Genomic DNA, 25,286 nt, shown 5'->3' with positions numbered 1-25,286 from the left:
AATTTTTATGCGGTCCACACGTCTTTGACGAAGGGCAGCTCTTTTAATTCGGCGATAAGGGCGGAATCCGACGATACGGTGAGCTGCGAATTCGCTTTGACGATGTACGGGCCTTTGCCGGTATCTATATGAAAATATACAAAACATTGCCCCGATTTGCCAAATAAAAAATCTTTCAGCGGGTTGATTTCGGCGGCATCCGCAAAACCGTCTTCGACGGCGATGTGTACTTCGCTGACGGCGCGCGCTTCGAGAGAGGCGGGATCTTCAAGCGAATCGACGATAAAGGATGCCGCGTCGTTATTCACATCGACTTTGCCGCGGAACGCATAGATGCCGTCTTCGAAAATCCGCGATTTTATCGTTTCCCACGTGCGCGGAAATATCGTAATGTCGATCGCGCCTCCGTAATCCTGCAGCTTTGCAAAGGCCATTTCGTCGCCTTTTTTCGTACGGATAGTCCGCACATCGGTGAGCATACCGAGCGCGACGTGTTCCCGTCCGGAGTTCCGCGTCTGCCACGACGACGCTCCGTTTGCGATGCGGGCGGTTTTTATAGCCTGCGCGTCTTTTGCTTCCCGTTCGATATTTTGCGAATTGAGCGTCACCGCATTTTTTACCGCGGTTTTATAATCGTCGAGCGGGTGGCCGCTGACATAGCTTCCGATGAGCTGCTTTTCTTCGTTGAGCTTTTCGGTTTTCGACATATCTTCGACTTTTTCGAATACGAAATCGGCGAATGTTTTTTCGTCGGTGCTGCCGAATAAATCTTCCTGTCCGTTTGCCGCATCCCGCTTTTTCGCTTCCGCATACGATACGGCGTTTTCGAGATTTTTCAACAGCGTCGGCCTGTTTTGACCGAGTTTATCGAAAGCGCCCGTTTTGATGAGCGCTTCGAGTGCGCGTTTGTTTACCGTGCGCAGATCGACGCGGTCGAGAAAATCGATAAAGCTTTTATACGCACCGTTTTTGTTTCGTTCATCGACGATGCACTGTGCCGCGGCTTCTCCCATGCCTTTGATGCCTTTCAGTCCGAATACGATGTGTCCGTCCACGACGTCGAACACGATGTCCGAACGGTTGACGTCGGGCGCGTCGACCGCGATGCCCATGTGCCGCACTTCTTCGATGTATTCGGGCAGTTTGTCGGTCGATGTGATTTCGTTCGTCAAATTCGCCGCCATGAATTCCGCGGGGTAGTGGCATTTGAGCCAGCCCGTGCGGTATGCGACTACCGAATACGCGGCCGCGTGCGATTTGTTAAAACCGTAGCCGGCGAAGGGCACCATGATTTCGAATATGCGGTCGGCCTTTTGTTCGGAAAATCCGTTTTTGACGGCGCCTGCGATGAATTTTTCTTTTTGCGCCATGAGGACGTCTTTTTTCTTTTTGCCCATAGCGCGGCGCAGCATGTCCGCCTGTCTGAGCGTAAAGCCCGCGATCCGCTGCGCCACCTGCATAACCTGTTCCTGATACACCATGACGCCGTAGGTTTCTTCGAGGATGTCTTTCAGGCAGTCGTCGGGATAAGTGATCGTTTCCGGATGAAAGCGGCCTTGGATAAACTGCGGAATAAACTGCATGGGTCCCGGCCGGTAGAGCGCGTTCAATGCGACGAGGTCTTCGAGTTTTGTCGGCTGCGCTTGACGCAAAACCTTTTGCATACCCGGCGATTCGAATTGAAAGATGGCCGCGGTATCGCCCCGCTGAAAGAGCTCGTAGGTTTTTTTATCGGCTTCATCGACGCTTTCCGTGCGGAACTCGCTCTCTCCCGGTTTTCGGTGCTTGTTGATGATCGTCTCGGCGTAGCGGATAAGCGAAAGCGTTTTTAATCCGAGGTAATCCATTTTGACCAAGCCGCAGGGTTCGATGATGTCCATCGTATACTGCACGCCGACTTCGCCCGTTTTCGGATCTTTGAAAACCGGCGCCCAGTCGGGAAGGGGCGTCAGTGAAATCACCATGCCCGATGCGTGAAGACTCGTGTTGCGGTTCATATTTTCAAGCTTAAAACACAACTCGAAAAGCTTTTCGTAGCGCGGATCGTCTTTGAATCGGATGAGCTGCCCGTTTTCGGGATGGCTTTCATCGGGAGGCGTGAAAGCGTCTTTTAAACGGAACTTGGGATTGTTCGGAATGCACTTCGTAAGCGCCGTCACTTCCGCAAGCGGAACGCCCAGTACGCGCCCGACGTCTTTGATGACGGCTTTCGCTTTCAGCGTACCGAAAGTGACGATGTGTCCGACTTGCGGATCTCCGTAAACTTCCCGCGTGTGCCGGATAACTTCCTGCCGGAAATCGTAATCCATGTCCACGTCGAAGTCCGGCATCGAAATGCGTTCGGGATTTAAAAACCGCTCGAACAGCAGCTTAAAGCGGAAGGGATCGATGTCGGTGATTTCCATCGCGTATGCGACGAGGGAACCGGCGCCCGAACCGCGGCCCGGCCCGATCGGAATATTGTTTTTTTTCGACCAGTTGATGAATTCCCACACGACGAGAAAGTAGCCGGAAAAACCCATCTTAAAGATGATGGAAAGTTCGTGTTCGGCGCGTTCGGTCATTTCGGGGCTTATCGTTTTGTAGCGTTTTCGCAAACCCGTTTCGACTAAGTGGCGCACGTATTCGTCTTCGCTTTTAAACGGTTCGGGAATATGCACGTGCGGCAGGCAGGTGCGAAGTTCGGCCGTATCGTATTGGTGAATCGTCAGGTTGCACATATCGGCGATTTTGAGCGTGTTCGCCATGAGTTCGGGATAATCCGGAAAAAGGGAGCGCATTTCCCCTTCGCTTTTAAAATACCACTCGGCTCTGCCGTCTCCCATCGTTTGGTGCGGTTCGGAAAGCTTTGTCTGAAAGCCGATGCAGCGCAGCACGTCCTGCGCTTCAGCGTCTTCTTTCATACAATAGTGTACGTCGTTCGTCAGCACCGCCGGTATATTGAGTTTTTTTGCGAGCGCGATGAGGCGCGGGGCGACGCGCTTTTGCTCTTCGACTCCGTGATCCTGCACTTCGATATAATAGCGGTCGGGGCCGAAAAGTTCGGCATAGCGCCTTGCGGTTTCTTCCGCATGCGCTTCGTCTCCGTGGAGCAACGCCTGCGGCACTTCGCCCTGCAGACAGGCCGACAGACAGATAAGCCCTTCGTGATATTTTTCGAGCAGTTTGAAATCGATACGCGGTTTATAGTAAAAGCCTTCCGTATAAGCGATGCTCGAAAGCCACGACATATTGCGGTAGCCTTTTTCGTTTTCACACAGCAAAATAAGGTGATAGTATTTTCCGCCGTAGCGCGTCTTTTCCTGCGTACGGCAGTCGTTTTCCGCGACGTAGAATTCTTCGCCGACGATCGGATTGATGCCGTTCGTATGGCAGAGTTTTTCGAAATTGAGTACGCCGAACATAGTACCGTGATCGGTGAGCGCGAGCGCTTTCATATTGAACTCTTTTGCGCGCTTTACGAGCGATTCTATCTTTACCGCGCCGTCGAGCAGCGAATAATCGGAGTGCACGTGAAGATGTACGAACTGCGAAGGGGGAGTGCCTTCCGGCGCTTCGGGGAATTTGGGATAATCTGCCATACCGTCAGTATAGATGATTTCCCTCGTAAGGGAAAGGTATGCGGACATTCTCTCATAGACTACGGGAAATTCTTAAAAAATAATTGCTTTTGCACTACCTTATCGTCTTATGCTCTTTTTATCGTAAATTAATTATACTGCATATCTGAAATATTTATTCAGAAATCTCTTGACGGCATCGCCTCGATGGATTAGGATAGATCGGTATTTTATTCCGTCCGACGGAGGTATACAATGGCACAGATGAAAAGCGATAATGCAAAAAAGGGTATGGAACGTGCGCCGCATCGTTCGTTGTTTTATGCGATGGGGTATACGGACGAAGAGCTGCGCCTCCCGCTTGTCGGCGTATGCTGTGCGAAAAACGAAATCATTCCGGGGCACTTCGAACTCGACCGCATTGCCGAAGCGGCAAAAGCGGGCGTCCGCATGGCAGGCGGTACTCCGATAGAATTTCCGGCGATCGGCGTATGCGACGGCATCGCGATGGGGCACGAGGGGATGAAATACTCTCTCGTAACGCGCGAGCTTATCGCCGATTCGATCGAATGTGTTGCGAAAGCGCACCAGTTCGACGCGCTCGTGCTTATCCCGAATTGCGATAAAATCGTTCCCGGCATGCTTATGGCGGCTGCCCGCCTCAACCTTCCGACGGTCGTCGTTTCAGGCGGCCCGATGATGCCCGGCCACGTAACCGATTCTTCGAATCCGTACGCGGCAAAGGGTTTGAGTTTAAGCGATATGTTTGAAGCCGTCGGCGCCGTCGCTGCGGGAAAAATCGACGAGGCGCAGCTCAAAGAGCTCGAAGAGCGCGCGTGTCCCGGCTGCGGTGCGTGCTCGGGTATGTTTACGGCGAACAGCATGAACTGTCTCACCGAAGTGCTCGGTCTCGGTCTTCCCGGAAACGGGACGATTCCCGCGGTGACCGGGCGGCGCATAGCCCTGGCAAAGCGGGCGGGTATGCAGGTTATGGAAATGTTTGACAAGGGGATCACCGCGCGTTCCATGATGACACCCGATTCGTTCCGAAACGCGCTTACGGCGGATATGGCGCTCGGCTGTTCGAGCAATACGGTGCTTCATGTTCCGGCGATCGCGCACGAAGCGGGCGTCGCAATCGATCTGCACATGATAAACGATATCAGCGAAGTAACTCCGAACCTCTGTCACCTCGCTCCGGCCGGTCACACGTTTATGAACGAACTCGACGACGCCGGCGGCGTTGAAGCGGTGCTCGCCGAGCTTGCAAAAAAACAATTGATAAAAACCGATTTGATCACGGTTACCGGAAAGACGATCGCCGAAAATATTAAAAACGCCGTCAACGGAAATCCTTCGGTTATTCGGCCGATCGAAAATCCTTTTTCGTCCAACGGCGGTATCGCCGTTTTATTCGGCAACCTTGCGCCCGACGGTACGGTCGTAAAGCGGAGCGCCTGCGCAAAGGAATTGATGAAGCATACGGGGCCTGCTCGTGTATTCGACGATGAAAAAGACGCGATGGCGGCGGTGCAGAGGCGCGACATTAAACCCGGCGACGTCGTCGTCATCCGTTACGAAGGGCCGAAAGGCGGGCCGGGCATGCGCGAAATGCTTGCCGTTACCGCAGCTCTTGCAGGGCAGGATCTCGACAAAGACGTCGCGCTCATCACCGACGGGCGATTCAGCGGCGCAACGCGCGGCGCGTCACTCGGACACTGTTCTCCCGAAGCGGCCGTCGGCGGGCCGATAGCGCTCGTGCACGAAGGCGATAAAATCACGCTCGACATAAACGCATATACGATTACGCTCGAAGTGAGCGACGAAGAGCTTCAAAAGCGAAAGGCCGAATGGAAAGCTCCGCCTCCGAAAGCGACGGAGGGCTACCTCGTCCGCTACGCAAAGCTCGTGTCGTCTGCGGACAAAGGCGCGATTTTACAGTAACGCGGAGGATGCTCGATGAAATATACCGGTGCGCAAATCGTTATAGAATGTCTTATCGAACAGGGAGTCGATACCGTTTTCGGCTACCCCGGAGGGGCGATCCTCAATATCTACGACGAACTGTATAAAAACGAAAAACGTCTCCGCCACATCCTCACCGCACATGAACAGGGCGCTTCTCACGCAGCCGACGGCTATGCACGCTCAAGCGGCAAAGTCGGCGTCGTTATGGCGACAAGCGGGCCGGGTGCGACGAACCTCGTTACGGGAATTGCGACGGCGTACATGGACTCCGTTCCCATCGTTGCGATCACGTGCAACGTCATAGCGCCCCTGCTCGGCAAAGACAGCTTTCAGGAAATCGATATCACGGGGGTGACGATGCCGATCACGAAGCATAATTTTATCGTGCGCGATGTCGGAAAGCTTGCCGACACGATACGCGAAGCGTTTTTTATCGCAAAGACGGGGCGCCCGGGTCCCGTACTCATCGATATTCCGAAAGACGTCACTGCATCTTCGTGCGATTACGTTCCCGCACCGGCGCCGCTTGACTCGCGTTTTGTCGAATGTAAAGCGAGCCTGCACCGCATTATGAAAGTACGCGACATCCCCGACGAAAAAATTAATAAACTCGCCTCTCTCATCAATGCGTCGGAGCGTCCCTTTATCTACGCGGGAGGGGGAGTGATCATATCGGACGCGTGCGAAGAGCTCAAAGCGCTCGCCGAAAAAGCGCAGATTCCCGTTTCGATGAGTCTTATGGGAAAGTCGGCTTTTCCGAACACGCACGCGCTTTCGACCGGCATGATCGGTATGCACGGGACGAAGGCGTCGAATACGGCTGTCGATACATGCGATCTCCTGCTTGCGATAGGTACGCGTTTCAGCGACCGCGTCATAGGCGATCCCAAGAGGTTTGCGGGAAAGGCGAAGATCGTGCAGATCGACGTAGATCCCGCCGAAGTGAACAAAAATATCGCAGTCCACGATTCTCTCGTCGGCAATATAAAGGATGCCCTTTCGCGTCTTTTGCCCCTCGTCGAAAAAAGAAAAGCGTCCGAGTGGAACGCGAAGATAGACGAATGGAAAGCCGAAGTTCCGCCGAGCCGGAAACAAAACGGAAAGATTTCTCCGAAAGCCGTCTTCGAATACGTCAACGGCAAGGTTCCGTCCGATACGATCGTCACGACGGAAGTGGGACAGCATCAAATGTGGACGGCGCTCTTTTATCATTTTGAAAAACCGCGTACCTTTCTTACGTCGGGAGGATTGGGGACGATGGGCTTCGGCACGGGAGCCGCGATCGGCGCGCAATTTGCGAACCCCGATACAAGGGTCGTGCACTTTGCAGGCGACGGTTCGTTTCGCATGAACTGCAACGAACTTGCGACGATAAGCCACTACGGTCTTCCGATCATCATTATTATTTTCAATAACGGCGCACTCGGAAACGTTCGTCAGTGGCAGACGCTCTTTTACGAAAAGCGTTACAGCGCGACGACGCTCGATTTTGCACCCGATTTCGTAAAGCTCGCCGATGCCTACGACATTTCAGGCGTCCGCGTTACGAGCGAAGCGGAATTCAAAAAAGCTTTCGATGCTGCGCTCGCGTCCGGAAAGCCTGCGGTGATCGACGTTGCGATCGACAAAGACGAAATGGTACTTCCGATGATTCCGCCGGGAAAATCCGTCGACCGCATTATGATGGATATCGATCTGTAAAACGCCGTACCGTTCGGACGATGCTTTTTAAAATACGGCATTTCAAAGATGGCAATTAATCGATATATGCGGTATACTAAGTATGTCGTATAGTGACGGAAACGGAGGTATATATGTACGAGTCCGGCGAAGATTATCTTGAAGCGATTCTCAGGGTAAAAAATGTGAAGGGTACGGTTCACTCCGTCGACGTCGCAAAAAAACTCGGCGTTTCCAAACCGAGTGTGAGCAGAGCGGTCGGCATATTGAAGCGGGACGGCTATCTCGCAGATAACGAAAGTACCGAGCTCGAATTTACAAAAAAAGGTCTCGAAAAAGCGACAAATATATATTCCCGTCATCGCCTGCTCACCGATTTTTTTGTGAAGATCACCGGCGTTTCCAAAGAGCAGGCCGAAGAAAACGCGTGCCGCGTCGAACACGATATCGATGCCGACATCGTTGCGGGCATCGAAAAGTGGATGAAAAAAAAACAGATCAGCAAAAGTCTCTAAAAATTGAAATTTTTAGACACGCTCAAAAAGTAACGATGCCGCGAAATTCGGACAAGCGGCGTTTTTCACCTACGTGACGTTATTTTCATGTTTTTTCATATTTTATTTTACAAATTGCGGAAGAGGGTGTATAATATTCGAAATAAGTTGTATTTATTACACTTGTGGTTTGTATGGCGGCTGTGCGGACGATAGAGATCGATGCCGGAAACGGGCGTCGGCTTTATCTCGATTTTGCGCAAAGCGCATAGTGCGATCTGTGCGTAAAATCGTATGAATTATTTATTATTTAAAGTGTGCGCTCGCTCGAAGTGTCGGGATAGAGCTCTTCGTTGTGAAGTACGCGCACGGCTAAAAATTTTTCGGGATTTGCGCTTTGCTTAAAGCTTGGATGCAGGTTCCTATGAAGGTTTTTAGGGAGGATGTATGGTTTCTTTCTTTTTATGTATCGGTCTGCTTATAGCAGGGTATTTTGTGTACGGGACGCTTGTCGAAAAAGTGTTTCAGCCCGATGCGAATCGGATAACGCCCGCCATGGCAAATCCTGACGGTATCGACTACGTTCCGATTTCGACGCCGCGCGCCTTTCTCGTTCAGCTTTTGAATATCGCCGGTCTCGGGCCGATTTTCGGTGCGATTTCGGGTGCGCTGTGGGGACCGAGCGTCTACCTGTGGATCGTCGGCGGTACGATTTTCGCCGGTGCGGTGCACGATTATCTTTCGGGGATGCTGTCCGTGCGGAACGACGGCGCGAGCATTTCGGAAATTACGGGAAAATATTTAGGCCCCGTCATGATGACTGTCATGCGCGTATTCAGCGTGGTTTTGCTCGTCATGGTCGGCGTCGTCTTTATGGTAGGACCGGCGGGCTTGCTCGCTCTTTTGACGCCGGAATGGCTCAACGTAAAAGTGTGGACGGTGATAATCCTCGTCTACTATTTCCTTGCGACGCTGCTTCCGGTCGATAAAGTCATTGCGCGTTTTTATCCGATTTTCGGCATCTTCCTCATCCTCATGGCGCTCGGCGTTTCGATTGCTACGATGATAAATAACGGTGTCCGTCCGATGATGGAGTTGACGCTTGAAAACCTCTATCCCGCGGCAACGCAAAAACCGATTTGGCCGCTCATGTTTATCACCGTTGCGTGCGGCGCCATATCCGGCTTTCACGCAACGCAGTCGCCTATCGTTTCGCGTACGCTACGGAATGAAAAAGAAGGTCGCAGAGTATTTTACGGTGCGATGGTCGCGGAAGGCATTATCGCGATGATTTGGGCGTCCGCAGCGATCGCGTTTTTCTGGAATAAAGGCGGAGAAGGTACCGGACTCAAAGCGATGCTTGAAATGGGCGGCGGAAACCCGAAATCGGTATACGCGATCTGCACGGGTCTTCTCGGAAAAGTCGGAGGGGCGATTGCGCTTATCGGCGTTATCGCTTGTCCGATCACGTCCGGCGATACGGCGTTCCGCAGCGCGCGTATGGTTATCTTCGACTGGTTTAAGCTCAACGAAAAAGATCTCAAGATTCGCCTTTCGATTGCGACTCCGCTCCTGTTAATCGGTTATGGCATTTCGTGGATCAAATACGGCGTCGTCTGGCGGTATTTTTCGTGGTCGAACCAAACGCTTGCAATGATCGTATTGTGGTCGGGAGCGGCTTACCTTGCGACGAATTATCCGAACAGAAACCGCTGCTGGCTCGCCGCGATTCCCGCAACCTTTATGTCCGCCGTATCCATTACGTATCTGTGCTATGCGCCCGAGTGTTTCAACCTCGTGCGGCTCGGACAGACGGGTATTACGATTTCGTATGCGGTCGGCATTGTCTTTGCGGCGATTTTCCTCTGCACTTTTATAGTAAGAATTTATTTGAATCCGAAGCACAGCCTCGAACTGCAAAACAAAACGATCATCGGCCGCAAATAAATTACTCGCCGCATAACGTATTGAAAACCGCTCGGAACGTCGGCGACGGCGTCGGGCGGTTTTTTTATCTTTTCCGAAGCGATCGACGAAAACGAAATCTTTATACCGCCGATTATGTTTTGTCATAAGACATCCTATTCGTGCGTAAAAGCGCACAAGGGAAAATGTTAAATACGCGACCGGCACCGCATATACGTACAAATCGCAATGGGTAATCTGTAATGTTGCTTTTTATTATTGTCTTATGATAAAATACCGCTCATGGATGCTTTTCGTGTGCTTGCAGGCAGACCGATGCAATGCGGCGCCGTCGTCACGGACGGAGGCGTGAACTTTTCGCTGTTCAGTAAAAATGCGACGCGCGTCGTGCTCTATTTTTTCGATTCGCCTGATGCAAAGACGTTTTGCGATACATTCGAGTTCGATCCGAAAATCAATAAAACCGGCGACGTGTGGCACGTCTTTATCAAAGATTTGAAAGCGGGGGCGCTTTATCTGTATCGTCTGGACGGTCCGTACAACCCTCCTGCAGGCGATCGGTTCAATTTTAATAAATACGTTTTCGATCCGTGCGCAAAAGCGTTTACGGCCGGTTCCGTATTTCGCTCATACCGAAAACAGCGCGAGCATGGGCGGGCGGGCATTGAAAACGGCCTTCTTTCCGACTTGTCCGGTTTTCCGAAATGCGTCGTTGTCGACGACACCGATTTTGACTGGCAGGGCGACAAGCCGCTCGCGAGGGCGCTTTCCGAAACGATCATCTACGAAGCGCACGTCAAGGGCTTTACCCGTTCCCCGACGTCCGGCGTGCAAAACCCCGGCACGTACCGCGGTTTTATCGAAAAGATTCCGTACCTTACGTACCTCGGCGTTACGGCCGTCGAGCTCATGCCGATGTTCGAATTCGACGAAGCGGAAAACGAACGCGTAAACCCGCGCACGGGGCAATTATTGACAAATTACTGGGGCTACAATACGATCGGTTTTTTTGCGCCGAAAACGTCCTATGCTGCGGACACGTCTCCGGGAGGGGCGGTGCGGGAGTTCAAAGAGCTCGTGCGTGAATTGCACCGCGCGGGGATCGAAGTGATTCTCGACGTCGTCTACAATCATACGGCGGAAGGGAACGAAAACGGGCCGACCTTTTCGTTTCGCGGAATCGAAAACGGCGTGTACTATATGCTGCCGCAGGATCAAAAGCAATACTATGCCGATTATTCGGGCTGCGGCAATACGGTGAACGCGAACCATCCGACGGTGAGCGAATTCATCCTTGCGAGTTTGAGGCACTGGGTCGTCGATATGCACGTCGACGGATTCCGTTTCGACCTCGCGACGATATTGAACCGTTCCGAGCTCGGCCATCTCATTTCTTCGGGACAGCTGCCCTATGCGATAGCACAAGACCCGCTGCTCGCAAAAACGAAGATCATCGCCGAGCCGTGGGATGCCGGCGGCGGCTACCAGCTCGGCTCTTTTGCCGGCGGCAGGTGGTGCGAGTGGAACGGAAAATTCCGGGACGATATACGGCGCTTTATCCGCGGTGATGACCGTGCGGCGACGGAAGCTGCGACGAGGATGACCGGCAGTTCGGATTTGTATAAAGCGAACGGACGTTCTCCCGTCAATTCCGTCAATTACATCACATCGCACGACGGTTTTACGATGTACGATTTGGTGAGCTATAACGTAAAGCACAACGAAGAAAACGGAGAGGGAAACCGTGACGGCAGCGACGATAATTTCAGCTACAATAACGGTTTCGAAGGCGATTCGACGAATCCGAAGATCGTGTCGGTACGCCGCAGGAAAATAAAAAATTTCCTTACCTGTCTGTTTCTTTCGCAGGGAACGCCGATGCTCCTCTCGGGCGATGAGATGATGAGAACGCAGCGGGGCAACAACAACGCGTATTGTCAGGACAATGAAACGTCGTGGATCGATTGGCACTGCTGTGATAAAAACAGGGACATATTGCTGTATACGAAAATGCTGATCGAACTCCGCAAAGCGTATTCGCTGTTTCGGCGCAATACGTTTTTTGCGGATGCGTCGGAGATCACGTGGTACGACGCGAACGGGAAAAATCCCGATTGGGCGAAGCTCGACCGCTTCCTCGCATTCAAAGTCGACGAATCGGCTGACGGTATCGGCATCAATGAAATCTACTTTGCGATAAATACCGACATCTACGATTTGACGGTTACGCTGCCTTCTCCCGCGGGAGGGAACGCGTGGTACCGTATCGCCGACACGTCGATCGACGGAGAAGACGCGGTTCGGAAGCGGGGAGATGAAGAATTGTTAAACGAACAGCACCGCTACGTTTTGCCGTCCGACAGCCTCGTGCTGTTGATAAGTAAACGGAGTCTCTGAAAATCGAAGCGATTTTCAGATGTGTCGTCAATTTTTTAAGTAAGTGTAAGGGGGTAGGGCGTATGCAATTCAGCGCTGAAGAATTCAAACGTAATCTTGAAAAAAGGCTTCACGATCGATACGGAAAAAACATTTCACGGGCGACAAAATACGATCTGTTCGATGCGGTCGCGGCCTCCGTGCTCGATCCGATCGTCAAAAATTGGATGGCGACGAGGGAAGCCTACGAAGCGCATCCGGTACGGCAGCTTTATTATTTTTCCGCAGAGTTTTTGATGGGGCGTGCCCTCGGCAACAACCTCATCAACGCGGGAATCGAAAAGCAGGTAAAGGAAGTGCTCAAAGACATGAGCATCGATTACGATATGATCGAAGACAAAGAGCCCGACGCGGGACTCGGAAACGGAGGACTCGGCCGGCTCGCCGCGTGTTTTCTCGACAGCCTCGCAACCCTCGATTATCCCGGTCACGGTTACGGCATCCGCTACGAATACGGTATGTTCGAACAGCGGATCGAAAACGGCTGGCAAGTCGAATATCCCGACCGCTGGCTCAAGCACCGCGATCCGTGGGAAGTAAAGCGAAGCGATTTGGCGGTAACCGTCCGTTTCGGCGGTACGATCGTGTACGACAGAACGCCCGACGGCCGCATGCACTTTTCTTTGCAAAACGCGGAAGAAGTGACGGCTACTCCCTACGACACCCCGATCGTCGGCTACGACACGAACACGGTGAACACGCTGAGATTATGGGAAGCGACTTCTCCGAACGGTTTCGACCTCCAGCTGTTCAACGATATGCAGTACAACCGCGCGGTCGAAAAACAAAACAGCGCCGAAAACATCAGCCGCGTGCTCTATCCGAACGACAGCGGTCCGAGCGGAAAAGCGCTCCGGCTCAAACAGCAATACTTTTTTTCGTCGGCGAGTCTGCAGGATCTGGTTCGCGCCTACGTTTCGCGCTTCGGAACCGATTTCGGCAAATTCGCCGAACTGCACGTCATTCAGCTGAACGACACGCATCCGGTCGTAGCGATTCCCGAACTGATGCGCATCCTCATGGACGAATACAACGTCGGCTGGGACGATGCATGGAACATCGTAACGCACACGTTTGCGTATACGAATCACACGATCCTCGCCGAAGCGCTCGAAAAGTGGCCGATCGAAATCTTTCAAGGCCTGCTTCCGCGCGTGTATCAAATCGTCGAAGAAATCAACCGGCGGCTGCTCATTTCGCTGCGCGAAAAATATCCGAACGATTTCGAACGTCATCAAAAGCTGTCGATCATCAACAACGGACACGTCTTTATGGCGTGGCTCGCGATCCATTCGTGTTTCAGCGTAAACGGCGTTGCCGAACTCCACACGGAATTATTAAAAACGCGGGAACTGAAAGAGTGGTACGAACTCTATCCCGAAAAATTCAACAATAAGACGAACGGCATCACGCAGCGGCGCTGGCTTTTAAATGCGAATCCCTCTCTTGCGAAATTTATCACGGCGCGCATCGGAGGAGGCTGGGAAAAAGATTTGACGAAGCTCAAAGCCCTCGAGCGTTTTTCAAGCGATGAAGCTTCTCTTGCGGAGCTTACGGCGATCAAAAGATCGAACAAACAGCGCTTGGCCGAATATCTCAAGCATACGCAAAACGAATTCCTCGACCCCGACAGCATTTTCGACGTACAGGTAAAACGCCTGCACGAATACAAGCGCCAGCTTTTAAATGTTTTGCACATCATGTATCTGTATAACCGCATCATCGACGACGCGGATTTCAATCCGCCGCCGCAGACTTTTATCTTCGGTGCGAAAGCCGCGTCGGGCTACCGCAGGGCGAAAACGATCATCAAACTGATCAATACCGTCGCCGACCGCGTCAACAACGACCGGCGCGTGCACGGAAAAATCCGCGTCGTGTTCGTCGAAAACTACCGCGTCAGCGTTGCGGAAAAAATCTTTCCGGCAGCCGACGTTTCCGAGCAGATATCGACTGCGGGTTTTGAAGCGTCCGGTACGAGCAATATGAAGTTTATGGTAAACGGCGCGCTTACGCTCGGTACGATGGACGGTGCGAATATCGAAATTGTCAATGAGGCCGGAAAAGAAAACGCGTTCGTGTTCGGACTTTCCGCCGAAGAAATTATTAAAATGGAAACCGAACACAGCTACAACCCGCAGGAATACTTGGGACGGAACCCCGAGCTTTCCCGCGTCGTACAGCAGCTCGTCGACGGTACCTACGATCCGACGCATCAGGAATTCAAAGAGCTCTACGATTCGCTCGTTTACGGCGTCGAAGGCCAGCGCCCCGACGTGTTTTACGTGCTCGCGGATTTCGACGCGTACTGCAAAGCTCACGAAGAAGTCGAAGCATCTTATCAAAATACGAAAGAGTGGGCACGGAAAGCGCTTATCAACATTGCGAACAGCGGAAAATTTTCTTCCGACCGTACGATTGAAGACTACGTGCGCGATATTTGGCACCTTAAAAAAGTGACGCCGCTTGCCGACGTATGAGAGAAAAGAGCGTATCGTTTTTTGCGGGAGCAGGGCTGCTCGCCGCCGCGTGCATTTGGGGATTTGCGTTCGTCGTCGTAAAAGACAGCCTCGACTATATCGGCGCGATCTATATGCTCGCTTTCCGTTTTTCTATTGCGGCGGCGGCTCTCGCCCTTATCTTTGTGCGCTCTCTCAAATTGCTCAATGCTTCGTATTGGAAGCGCGGGGCGATACTCGGCGCTCTGTTGTTTTTTGCCTACGCGCTGCAAACGGTCGGCTGCGATTATACGACCGCCGGAAAAAATGCATTTCTCACGACGGTGTACGTAATGCTCGTGCCGCTTTTCGGCTGGCCGCTTTATAAAAAATTTCCGGGCGGACACGTCTTTGCCGCCGCCGCGATTTCGCTTTTGGGCATCGGTTTGCTCGCGCTTTCAAAAAGCGAATCATCGCTCCTTTCGATCAATTTCGGCGACGCCCTTACGCTCGGCTGCGGCGTTTTTTACGCGCTGCACATCCTCTATACGGCCAAATGCAATATCCGTTACGATCCGATCGTGCTTACCGTTTTGCAGTTCTTTTTTGCCGCCGTCTTTTCGTGGATCGGAGCCTTCCTTTTTGACGGCGCCTTTCCTGTCGCGGCCGTAAAAAATACGCGTGTTATCGTTTCGATGCTCTACCTCGGTCTTTTCAGCACGATGATTTCCTTTGCGCTGCAGAACGTCGGCTTAAAATACGTGCACTCGTCTTTTGCAGCTCTCCTCCTTTCGTTCGAGTCGGTGTTCGGCGTGCTGTTCAGTACCGTCCTTTTGCACGAGCGTTTGACTTCGCGCATGATCGCAGGCTGCACTCTCATCTTTTTTGCCGTCATCCTCGCCGAAACGAAATTCGATTTTCGGCCGAAAGAAAGGCGATAAAACGAATTATATATGATTACGGACGGCACCTATGTGCGATCCCGCCCTCCGCGGCTCACTCGCGCTCGGCCTCCTCGCTCGCCTGCGCTCGCTCCGGTGGCTGCCTGCGGCACCGCTCCGGCCGGGCGTAGGCTTTTATACTTCATCTTTTCGAATGCAACAAAAGGTATACAAGCCGACTGCGATTCCTTATGAGGACATAAAGCACGGCGTTTATGCACGCTTTGTGATAGGAGACACTCACAAATTTTCGATTTCCGCTTCCGAAAGACCGGTCATAAGGCAAATCTCAGAGAGCGGGTACTTGCGTTCGGCCATCAGCTTTGCCGTTTCCCGCTTTGCTTGATACGATCCCGCGGCAATACCGTCGCGTCGGCCTTGTAAGAGTCCGTCTCTCCTGCCTTTGCGTATTCCCCGCTCAAAACCGATCTTTTCACCCAGCTGTAAACCCTCTCTACGTAAGTCATCTTCCCGTATATTCAACGACATATACCAGCTCCTGAACTTTTCGTTCCGTTTCGCTTTTTCGACAAGCGCATCGATGTGCTGTGTAAAACCGCTCGTCGTCCGCCTCTCGCAAAGATACTCCAACAATGCACTCAATTCAGGCTCATCTTCTTTACCGTAGGCACTCACATTATAAAATACCTTAACGCTTTTGTCATCAAGAAAAAGCGTACCGTCGGCGGTACAGATATTACGAAACTCGTAGACGGGTAAGCCCTCTCCGAAGGGATCCTGCGTACAGATAAAGATGACGTAGCTCTCTTTCAGTTCGGCGTAGCTTTGTCCTCTCAAGAGGTTATCGACATCCATAAGGCTTTGATAATAACGCGTACGTTTGGGAAGAGAAGGCGGAAGTGACGTTTGTATTTCGATATCGAAGACACGCTCCGAGTCGGAAACATAGACGTCGAGGCGTATACCTTTGCTTTCGTAAAAGGGTGCTATCGTTTTTTGCAGGGAGGGATATTCGATTTTACCGACTTTGATGTGCAATAAGCGCTCCAATACGCCTTTACAAATTCCTTTGTTTTTCATAATCGTGCCGAACATAAAGTCGTCGGTAAAGGTGAGTTCTTCTACGGGTTTATGGGTATATTGCATGGGGATATCCTCAGTTGTTGAGATAGTGCGGACGAAAAATCGTTTCACCTATATATCGCCGATAAAGTGATAAATTACGCGGTTTTTATGAAAATAACCGTAACTGCCCCAAACGGCGGTTCCGTAGCTCCTTCTCTAAAATTGCTTCAAAAAACTCCGAAATCGCAACATCTCCGCGATATATATTTAGTGAAGTATTATCAGGATAACCGCACCGAAAATTGTATTCCTAAAAAATAGTGTATAACATAAAAAATCGGCTGCACTCCCGGCAGCAGCCCTGCCGTTCGCCGCGGCAGACCGTAATCGGAATCGGACTGCGCAATCTCTTTTTACAAAGAGATTGCTTGCCATCGGTCTGAGCGGCTCGGCGACAGTTCCGCTGCCTCGCGCTCCGCCTTTTTTATGTAAGTATGCGCTTCTTTTCTAAGTACCCATTTCCGGTGCGGTTATCCCGGAGGTTTTATGGCAAAATATAATCATCGGTACAAAGATTCGGTGTTCGTCGACTTCTTCGGCGAAGACAAAAACGCAAAGGCGAACTTCCTCGCTCTCTACAACGCGCTCCACGGCACTCACCTCGACGTATCTGTCGAGCTCGAGCCGCTCCGTCTCGAACAGGTGATGTATATGGCGTTCCGCAATGATGTCGCCTGCCTCGTCGACGGAAAGATCATCATATTGGTCGAACACCAATCGACTGTCAACGCGAACATGCCGTTGCGATTTTTGCAATACGCAGCCCGTCTCTACGAACGTATCCAAAACCCGCGCGACCGTTATCTCCGCAGGTTGAAAAAGATTCCGACGCCGGAGTTCTACGTGTTCTACAACGGGGAAGATGATTACCCTGAAACAGCGACATTACGCCTCTCCGACGCCTTTATGACGATGCCTGAAAAACCTGCTCTCGAAGTCGTTGTCAGCGTGACGAATATCAATTATAATAAGGGAAGTGAAATCTTACATACGTGCAAACCGTTAAAAGAGTACACGCTGTTCGTAGATGCCGTGAGAAGACACACGAAGCTCGATAGCGAAAACGGCTTTCGGAACGCGATCAAAGAGTGCATACAAAACGACATCTTGCGGGAGTATTTACAAAGAAAAAGTCGGGAGGTGATGAACATGTTAATTGCCGAATACGATTACGATGTCGACATTGCCGTGCAGCGGGAAGAAGAAAGAGAAATTGCACTGCAGGAAGGTATTTCCGAAGGCTCACATCAAAAAGCGCTTGAAACGGCACGCATATTAAAACAGCTCGGCGATTCTGTGCAAAAGATCGCCCAAGCGACCGGCCTCACCGAAGCGGAAATCGAACAGTTGTAAACAAAGCCGTCTCCCGCGGCAACAATTCGTCACATCTCCGATTCGGCGTGCCCGCTCTGAAAACAATAATTAATAAAATGAAAATATCACGTGTCCTCGATAAATAATCAATAAAAGTTGTTAAAATCAGCGGAATATGTTATAATAATCATAAGATAACGGAAGTGTTCGACATCGGAAGACGTGCATCCTGCAAAAGTTTTCAGAGGAGGTTTATGATGAGTGTAAACAAGATGAACCCTGTACATTTGTATAGGGGGGGGGCTCGGTAAGACCCTTTTAAAAAAAGTACCGATTGCAGCGGCGGGCGTTTTGCTTTTTGCCGCAGCGCTCGTTTTTACAAGCTGTTCGAACGGCAGCGATTCCGGCGGCGGAACACCCAAACACGCCGTAACCTTCGGCGTAGACGGCGGCAACGGCACGATCAAAGCGGAAGTTGACGGCCGCGAAATCCACACGGGCGATACGGTGGAGCAGGGCAAAATCGTCGAGTTTACCGCAACAGCGGAAAACTCTGCGACGCACGACGTTGACTTTTGGACGGTAAGCACCGGTACCTTTGAAGCGGGAACCGGAGGAAGCGGCAGTACGATTGCAAAGATAAAGGTTGTGCAGCCGGTAACCGTAACGGTCAAGTTTAAGCTTAAAAGCGCGCCGCCGACAAAGTACGCGGTAACCTTCGGCGTAGAAGGCGGAAACGGCACGCTTAAAGCAAAGGCGGACGGCATACCGGAAACAGTGGTAAGTCCCGTAAACGTCGAAAAGAACAAAACCGTAACCTTTACGGCAGCACCCGCTGCAAATCACAAAGTAAAAGAATGGAAGGTAGACGGCGCTGTTATAAGCAACACGACGACTACCCATACCCTCATCGTAACAAAGGCGGCAGATGTCAAAGTGAGCTTCGAAGCGCTTCCGGCAGGCCAAGCTTCGTATACGGTAGAGCACTATCGGGAAAAAACGGACGGCACTTATCCTGCAGAGCCGACGGAAAGCGAAGACAAAAGCGGCACGGCGGGAAATCCCGTCGTATACACGCCGAAAGCCTACGAAGGCTTTACCTACAAATCGAACCTCACCGAAATAAACGGCACCGTACAGGAAAACGGCACGATAGCCGCCGACGGCAGCACTGTTATAAAACTCTATTACGAGCGCAAAACGGTAAACGTAACTTTTAAACTTGCAGGCGGTAACATTGCAGGCAATACGGTCGATGTCGTAAAAACAGGCAAATACGGCACGGCATTGGAAGCTCCCGTCGATCCCGTACAAGCAGGTTTCGTTTTTAAAGGATGGACTCCCGCGCTGCCTGCACCGTTCGTCTTTCCCGCTTCAGATGCGGAATACACCGCAAACTGGGCGCAGCTTTATACTATCGATTTCGGCGTGGACGGCGGACACGGCACGCTTACAGCCGAAGTTGACGGCACCGAAATCCATTCGGGCGATACGGTCGAACAGGGTAAAACCGTCGACTTTACCGCGGAGGCTGATCTCGGCTACGCGGTGGAAAAATGGACGGACGGCGGCAGCGACATCGCGGGAGAAACAAGCACGACCTACAATCACACCGTAACGGCGGATGCAAACATTGCCGTGCACTTTAAAACCGTCCCCGTCGACGTGTACGTTACGGGAACAAGCGGCGGCAAAGGCTATGTGTGGAAAAACGACGCAGATACGGAACTCATACCGAACGAAACCGGTTCCAATATCACGGTATCTCCGTATGCAGTGCGTTCCCTTGGGAAAAACGTATACATTACAGGTGAGGAAAATGTCAGCGGTGCTACCGAGCCGCGCGTGTGGAAAAAAGACGGCAGCCTGCACTGGATAAGCGACCACCAATGGAGCTCTGCCTATGACATCGCCTTTTATAAGGGAAAAATCCTTGTTGCGGGCAGAACGAATAACGGTACCGATAGAGGCGCAAGCATTACCGACATCAGTGATCCTGCACATCCTGAGATAACCTTTTTGTGTAAAGAAACGCCCCCGATAAACTATGCGGAAGTCAGAGCCCTATGTGTCGGGAGCGGCAAGCTGTACGCGGCAGGCTATAAAGAGGATAATACCTACAAAACCACCGTCTTTTTATGGGCAGTGACTGATGCAGGCACGGTGAGCGAACTGGAATTGGGTCGTGACGGTCAGGGTGCTGGTACTTCTACCGGCAAGATGTACGGCGTGTGCACGGTAGGCTCTTCGGTCTATGTTGCCGCAGGAAACTTATGGAAAGTAGACGGTGCGATCGTTACCCCGATTAGCGTTTCCGGAGCCAAAGGGCTCTATGCCCTGTGCGTGCGCGAAGGCATCGTCTATGCCGCAGGATGGACGGACGCCTCCTTCCCCAGCAACCCCAAAGCCGCCGTATGGAAAATCGAAGGGACAAACGTATCGCTGTACAAAGAGCTTTCGACCGATTATAGCGGAGTGTATGCGCTGTGCGCCGGCCGCGATGACTTGTATGCCGCAGGTTTTTATTACGACACCGACAACAAGTACAAGCCTGTGTGGTGGCACATCGCAGCAGGCGGCACCCTTACCGAACACAAGCTCGGCATCGACGAAGGCGAAGCGCGCGGCATTTGCGTTGCACCGCAGGAGTAATGGATAATTCAAAAATTACCCATTGCAATGACTGACCGCTCTCAAGCAGGAAAAGGCTCCGGCTTGAGAGCGGTTTTTTTATGCGGGAGAGGACATACGGCAAAGGTGAATCGCTCGGTCTTACTGAAGGTTCCCGTCAAAAGCGCTTGAAACCGCACGCATAGCAAAACAGCCCGGCGATTCCGTACAAAAGATAATGCAGGCTGCCGGCCTCACCGAAGTCGAACAACTGTAACGCGAGCCGAAGTACACATCCGTTTTCTTTTAAGAATGCGATCAAAGAGTGCAGACAAACGGAATTTTTCTCCTTGACAAGAAATCAATCTCGTCATACACTGTTAGTATGGACTTAAGAACAGTTTTAACGACCGATACCGTAGATCTCCATCTCAAAGGAACAACAAAAGAAGCGATCATCGACGAAATGCTTGACTTGCTCGTAAAGGCCGGTAAAGTTGCGGATAAAGCGGCTGCTCGTGAATGCGTGCTCGACCGCGAACGTAAAATGTCTACCGGCATGAAGCACGGTATCGCGATCCCTCACGGAAAAACGGACACGGTGAGCGACCTCGTCGCATGCATCGGCATTTCCGACAATCCCGTCGATTTCGATTCTCTCGATCAAGAGCCGTGCCGTATCTTTATCATGACGCTTTCTCCGGTAAATAAAACCGGTCCGCATCTTCAATTCCTCGCAGAAGTAAGCCTCCTGTTCAAGAGCCCGGAAAAACGGCAGCTCATCCTCGAAACGCAGGACAAAGCGGAAGTCATCAGAATCCTCACCGAATAGCGTTTTCGTTTTTTAGGGAAAACGATTAAAGGCGGTCTTTATGTATTGCATGAAGGCCGTTTTTATTTTAAACTCACGGTATGAAACTCGATGCGCGCTTCGAATCGAAAAACGGAAAACTTTATGCGCTTAAAACGGGCGAGGAAGCCGATACGGGCGCTTTGATCTCGTTCGACTCGAGCGTCCTTGCAGACGCTTCGTCCGTAAGCGCGGAGGCGGAAGCGAAAAGGTTTTCGCAGGATAGGGGCAAAATCCTCGCGGTATACGTTCCGCTCCGTACCGCAGAAATTTCTGAAAATACGTACGATGAAATGTATCTTGCAGCCCTCCGCGTGTTTTTAAAGAGTATCGAGACGTATGGCGCGTATGCTGTCGTCGTGCCGATTTCGGACTGCGGGTGCGGCGCGGGGCGGTTGACGCAAGCGATGTGTCATACGGCAAGGAGGATTAAAGACTGCGCGTCCGTCATCGGTTTTGCGATTCTCGATACAATGACCGAAAGCGAAGCGGCGGCCTTTATCGACGCGATGAGCGAAAAGCACGCGCACTATGTCTATTTTTCAAACCGGCATGCGGGTTCGTCTTTCGTCACGTACGCCGTCGGAGGCGGGCGCGCCTAACCGTAAGCTTTTGTCGCGGGCGGGACGGACGTACAGACGACGCACGTGCGCGCGCCGATTATCGGTATAATAAAAATGAAATACAAACCGGACGGAAAAAATTTTGCAAAGACGCAGCGAAGCGTCCTCATCTTTATAAGTATATTGGGTGCATTGGCGCTGTCGATATTTTTTATATTTCCCGAACAAAAGGTCGCACCCTTCGACATTCCCGCAGCAAAAAACGAAAAGCCGAAAATACGGGCGGAATTCAATACGCCGCTGTCCGACAAACCCGCTGCCGTGCGGCACGGAGACGAGGGACTCACGCTGTACCGCCAGCCGTATTACCGGCTCGCCGTCGAAGATTTTTATATCAGCGAAACGAACAATCGCGACATTACGCTGGCCATCCTCGAGTTTGCCGACAAAAACGATATTCCGCTGTCGCTCGCATTTTCGCTCGCATATACGGAAAGCCGTTACAATATACGAGCGGTCAACTACAATACGAACAGCTCAATCGACCGCGGTCTCTTCCAGCTCAACGACCGCTCGTTTCCTCATCTCGGCGAAAAAGATTTTTTTAATCCCGCAGTCAGTGCGCGCTACGGTATGGCGCACTTGCGTTTTTGCCTCAATATCGCCGGAAACATCATTCCCGCGCTTGCGATGTACAACGCGGGCGCGAACCGCGTGCGCGCAAACAGTACGCCGCAGTCGACGCTCAACTATATCGGGAATATCATGACGCACAAGCAGATGATCGACAAACGCTTTGCCGAAGAAGTTATGGCATATATCGATTACAATAATCCGCTCGATGCGAACGTATCGGTCGCGATGGGCGGAAAACGCTGAACGCGCAAACGACAGAGCTGCCGCCGGAAATGCAGCCGATTTTTTACGATAACGGTTGTTTTTTGGAGAATATAGATTTTCATGTGTAAGCCCTTCTTGACAGGAAAATAAAAAATATTTATAGTAATTATTGAATTTGAAAAGTAGCTTTTATGCGCACTACACTCTTTAATACAATTATAAAAACCGATGCGCTCAATTTTGTTAAAAAATTGAGTCTCCTGTATCAAAACACCCGCCGGTTTATTTCGTATTGGGCACTGCAATCTTTTCTCATTACAAAATCGCATCCGTATTACGCAGGCGATCATCTTCCGCATTTAAAGGGCAGCAATGCTCATTAAAAAGATTCACAAATTTTACGGCAGTGCCTGTAAACAAAAGGAGTATAAAATGAAAAAACTGTTTTTGGTTTTTTTGGCAGCAGCAGCGGTTTCCGCGCATTCGTTTGCAGCGGAATTTATTCTCTCGCCCACGATAGGCTTTTCCAATACGAGCAGCATAGGGATCGCAGTAGCGCAAGAAGGATCGCATGCCGGCGACCGTGAAACCTGTAAGATGTATTTCAATCACATGCCCGTCGGTATAACGCTGGGGCTTATTACGAACAAAGGTTTTACTTTTATGGTAAACAACGATTTTTCTCCGATAGGCAAAGGTATAATGAAGCTTAAAGACGATTCGGGAAACTTAAAACTGGAGAAAAATACCCTCTTTCAACAGAGCGTTATTTTCGGCTATACATTCAAATTGGTCAACCAAAAGCTCTTTATCAACATCGGGTCCGGATTTATTTGGGGCGCCGGGAGACTAAAACCGTATAGCTTTGAAAGCCACGGATACTTGCCGGAGAATATGCCTCTCGTTACTTTCGGCATTCCGGTACAGGCCGGGGCGCAGTTCTTTTTTACAAAAAACATCGGCATCAATTTGATGGTGACGGATGCGCTCGGATTCGCAGTCGGAAACTTAGGTAAGAACAGCAACGATGACCGAGTGTATTCGATCGGGTTTTCCTACATGGGTACCGTAAAAGTCGGTCCGGTATTCAAATTTTAATAATTGACTGCCGCTAAAAACTCGGCCGTTTTTAGCGGTACCGTTTAATCGTCCGAACGCAATATGCGCCGACGGGAAAGCCCGCCTCTGCACGCTCACTTTCCGACGCAAAAATTGCCGAATACGCTTTCGAGTATGTCTTCCGGCGTCACTTCTCCGGTTACTTCGCCGAGAAAAGCGAGCGCGTCTTCCAAATCCTGAACGACGGCATCGAGCGCGTAGTCTTCGTCGGCGCTCTCAAGCGCATGGCGCACGCTTGAAAGCGCTTCTTCGACCGATTTTTTTTGTCTGGCCGATCCGAGCCCCGCCTGCTTCCGATCCGTATCCGTCCCCGAAACGAGAGAGCGCTTTACTTCTTCGACGAGCTTTCCGATTCCGTCGCCTTTTTTTGCACTCACGACCGCTTCCGCGCGCAGATCCGCGATCGTTTTTTTCTGTTCATCGGAAAGCCGCCTCTCACCTTCGATATCGCTTTTGTTCCATACGAACACGACGGGTTCGGAACACTCTCTCAAAAAAGCTTCGTCGTCGGATGTAAAACCCGCCGTACCGTCGGCGAGATAGAGTACGACGTCCGCATCCTTTGTAAGGGAACGAGCGGATTCGACGCCCTGCTTTTCGACGATGTCCGCCGTCGCGCGCAAGCCCGCCGTGTCGAAGAGGCGCACCGGTATGCCTTCGAAATCAGCCCAGCTTTCAAGCCAGTCGCGAGTCGTACCGGCGATGTCGGAAACGATTGCGCGTTCTTCTTTTAAAAGCGTATTGAATAAACTCGATTTGCCGGCGTTCGTCCTTCCGCACAAAACAACGCGCGCTCCGTCCTGATAAAGCTTTTCGCTTTTCCACGAATCGACGAGAGACTGCAAAAAAAATGCCGCCCGCTCGATGTCCGTGCGGTCGAAAGAATCCGCTATCGTCTCTTCGTCTTCGGGATATTCGACGGCGACTTCGATAGACGCGAGCGTATCGACGAGCAGCTTTTTTATCGAATCGATTTCGTCGAAGAGAGAACCCGAAAGCCTTCCGGCAGCCCGGCCCCTCGATGCGTCGGTGCGGCTTTCGATGATTTCCCTCACCGCTTCCGCTTTTGTCAAATCGGTTTTTCCGTTGACGTAAGCGCGGAACGTAAACTCTCCGCGCTCGGCTTCGCGAAATCCGTTTGCAAGCAGCAATTTATTAATCGCGTTTACGACCGCAGGCCCGCCGTGGCACGAGATTTCCGCCATATCTTCGCCGGTAAAACTTTTCGGCGCACGAAAAACCGACACGAGCACTTCGTCGATTTTTTTATCTCCGTCCCGAATCCAGCCGTACACGATCGTGTTGCCTGCGGCACGCAGCAATGCGTCGGGACGCGAAAACAGTTCGGCAATGAGTTCGATGCAGCCTTTTCCCGAAGTGCGCACGATGCCGAGCGCGCTCGGAGCGAGCGCCGTCGCTATAGCGGCTATAGGTTCATCCGGCGTATAGGTTCCCGACATG

The 25,286-nt window shown here is 51.6% G+C and carries 16 protein-coding genes; 13 read left to right on the top strand and 3 right to left on the bottom strand.

The genetic code is table 11. From position 1 onward, the window contains the following. Nucleotides 1–5: 5 nt before the first annotated feature. Nucleotides 6–3,581 (bottom strand): DNA polymerase III subunit alpha, encoded by a 3,576-nt coding sequence (gene dnaE, locus IZU26_RS08510; protein ID WP_433278289.1) that lies wholly within the window; start codon nt 3,579–3,581, stop codon nt 6–8. Nucleotides 3,582–3,824: 243 nt separating this feature from the next. Between dnaE and ilvD the strand changes: the two genes are divergently transcribed. From ilvD to IZU26_RS08475, 7 genes are all read left to right on the top strand, one after another. Beyond that, complete coding sequence (gene ilvD / locus IZU26_RS08505; RefSeq protein WP_433278601.1) at nt 3,825–5,504, top strand: dihydroxy-acid dehydratase; 1,680 nt, start codon at nt 3,825–3,827, stop codon at nt 5,502–5,504. A gap of 15 nt (nt 5,505–5,519) precedes the next feature. Next, nucleotides 5,520–7,229: a biosynthetic-type acetolactate synthase large subunit gene (gene ilvB, locus IZU26_RS08500; protein WP_433278287.1), complete on the top strand. Its 1,710-nt coding sequence runs from the start codon at nt 5,520–5,522 to the stop codon at nt 7,227–7,229. A 113-nt stretch (nt 7,230–7,342) separates the two neighbouring features. Then, the gene (locus tag IZU26_RS08495) at nt 7,343–7,723 is read left to right on the top strand and encodes a metal-dependent transcriptional regulator (RefSeq protein WP_310823411.1); all 381 of its coding nucleotides are present in this window, start codon (nt 7,343–7,345) and stop codon (nt 7,721–7,723) included. Nucleotides 7,724–8,149: 426 nt separating this feature from the next. Continuing rightward, nucleotides 8,150–9,649: a carbon starvation CstA family protein gene (locus IZU26_RS08490; RefSeq protein WP_021330099.1), complete on the top strand. Its 1,500-nt coding sequence runs from the start codon at nt 8,150–8,152 to the stop codon at nt 9,647–9,649. A 261-nt stretch (nt 9,650–9,910) separates the two neighbouring features. Further along, nucleotides 9,911–12,025 carry a glycogen debranching protein GlgX gene (gene glgX / locus IZU26_RS08485; protein ID WP_433278285.1) on the top strand — a complete coding sequence of 705 codons (2,115 nt, stop codon included), beginning with the start codon at nt 9,911–9,913 and terminating at the stop codon, nt 12,023–12,025. A 62-nt stretch (nt 12,026–12,087) separates the two neighbouring features. Further along, nucleotides 12,088–14,544: a glycogen/starch/alpha-glucan phosphorylase gene (locus IZU26_RS08480; RefSeq protein WP_433278283.1), complete on the top strand. Its 2,457-nt coding sequence runs from the start codon at nt 12,088–12,090 to the stop codon at nt 14,542–14,544. Beyond that, entirely contained in the window at nt 14,541–15,443 is a 903-nt protein-coding gene (locus IZU26_RS08475; protein ID WP_433278281.1) for a DMT family transporter, read from the top strand. The genes IZU26_RS08480 and IZU26_RS08475 overlap by 4 nt, the downstream gene beginning before the upstream one ends. Before the next feature lie 240 nt (nt 15,444–15,683). Here IZU26_RS08475 and IZU26_RS08470 read toward each other — a convergent pair whose 3' ends face one another. Continuing rightward, nucleotides 15,684–16,550 (bottom strand): Rpn family recombination-promoting nuclease/putative transposase, encoded by an 867-nt coding sequence (locus tag IZU26_RS08470; RefSeq protein WP_433278279.1) that lies wholly within the window; start codon nt 16,548–16,550, stop codon nt 15,684–15,686. A gap of 465 nt (nt 16,551–17,015) precedes the next feature. Between IZU26_RS08470 and IZU26_RS08465 the strand changes: the two genes are divergently transcribed. The 6 genes from IZU26_RS08465 (at nt 17,016) to IZU26_RS08440 (ending at nt 23,804) form a co-directional block, all read left to right on the top strand. Beyond that, on the top strand, nt 17,016–17,882 hold the full coding sequence (locus IZU26_RS08465; protein ID WP_433278277.1) for an Rpn family recombination-promoting nuclease/putative transposase: 867 nt from the start codon (nt 17,016–17,018) through the stop codon (nt 17,880–17,882). Nucleotides 17,883–18,194: 312 nt separating this feature from the next. Next, a complete protein-coding gene (locus tag IZU26_RS08460) occupies nt 18,195–20,495 on the top strand; it encodes an InlB B-repeat-containing protein (RefSeq protein ID WP_433278275.1) in 2,301 nt (766 codons plus the stop codon). Between the two features lie 343 nt (nt 20,496–20,838). Beyond that, a complete protein-coding gene (locus IZU26_RS08455) occupies nt 20,839–21,285 on the top strand; it encodes a PTS sugar transporter subunit IIA (RefSeq protein WP_021329093.1) in 447 nt (148 codons plus the stop codon). 80 nt (nt 21,286–21,365) lie between these two features. Further along, nucleotides 21,366–21,905, top strand: a complete 540-nt coding sequence (locus IZU26_RS08450; protein WP_433278273.1) for a hypothetical protein — start codon at nt 21,366–21,368, stop codon at nt 21,903–21,905. Between the two features lie 75 nt (nt 21,906–21,980). Next, nucleotides 21,981–22,745: a transglycosylase SLT domain-containing protein gene (locus tag IZU26_RS08445; RefSeq protein WP_433278271.1), complete on the top strand. Its 765-nt coding sequence runs from the start codon at nt 21,981–21,983 to the stop codon at nt 22,743–22,745. Nucleotides 22,746–23,138: 393 nt separating this feature from the next. Beyond that, nucleotides 23,139–23,804 (top strand): DUF2715 domain-containing protein, encoded by a 666-nt coding sequence (locus tag IZU26_RS08440; RefSeq protein WP_433278269.1) that lies wholly within the window; start codon nt 23,139–23,141, stop codon nt 23,802–23,804. Between the two features lie 95 nt (nt 23,805–23,899). Here IZU26_RS08440 and mnmE read toward each other — a convergent pair whose 3' ends face one another. Next, the gene (gene mnmE / locus IZU26_RS08435) at nt 23,900–25,285 is read right to left on the bottom strand and encodes a tRNA uridine-5-carboxymethylaminomethyl(34) synthesis GTPase MnmE (RefSeq protein WP_433278267.1); all 1,386 of its coding nucleotides are present in this window, start codon (nt 25,283–25,285) and stop codon (nt 23,900–23,902) included. Nucleotide 25,286 lies beyond the last annotated feature (1 nt).

Source organism: Treponema sp. SP13, from assembly GCF_050938355.1.
In the GTDB taxonomy this organism is placed as follows: domain Bacteria; phylum Spirochaetota; class Spirochaetia; order Treponematales; family Treponemataceae; genus Treponema_D; species Treponema_D socranskii.
Note: the sequence above shows the minus strand (reverse complement) of the source record. Positions and strands in the feature narration are given on the sequence as shown.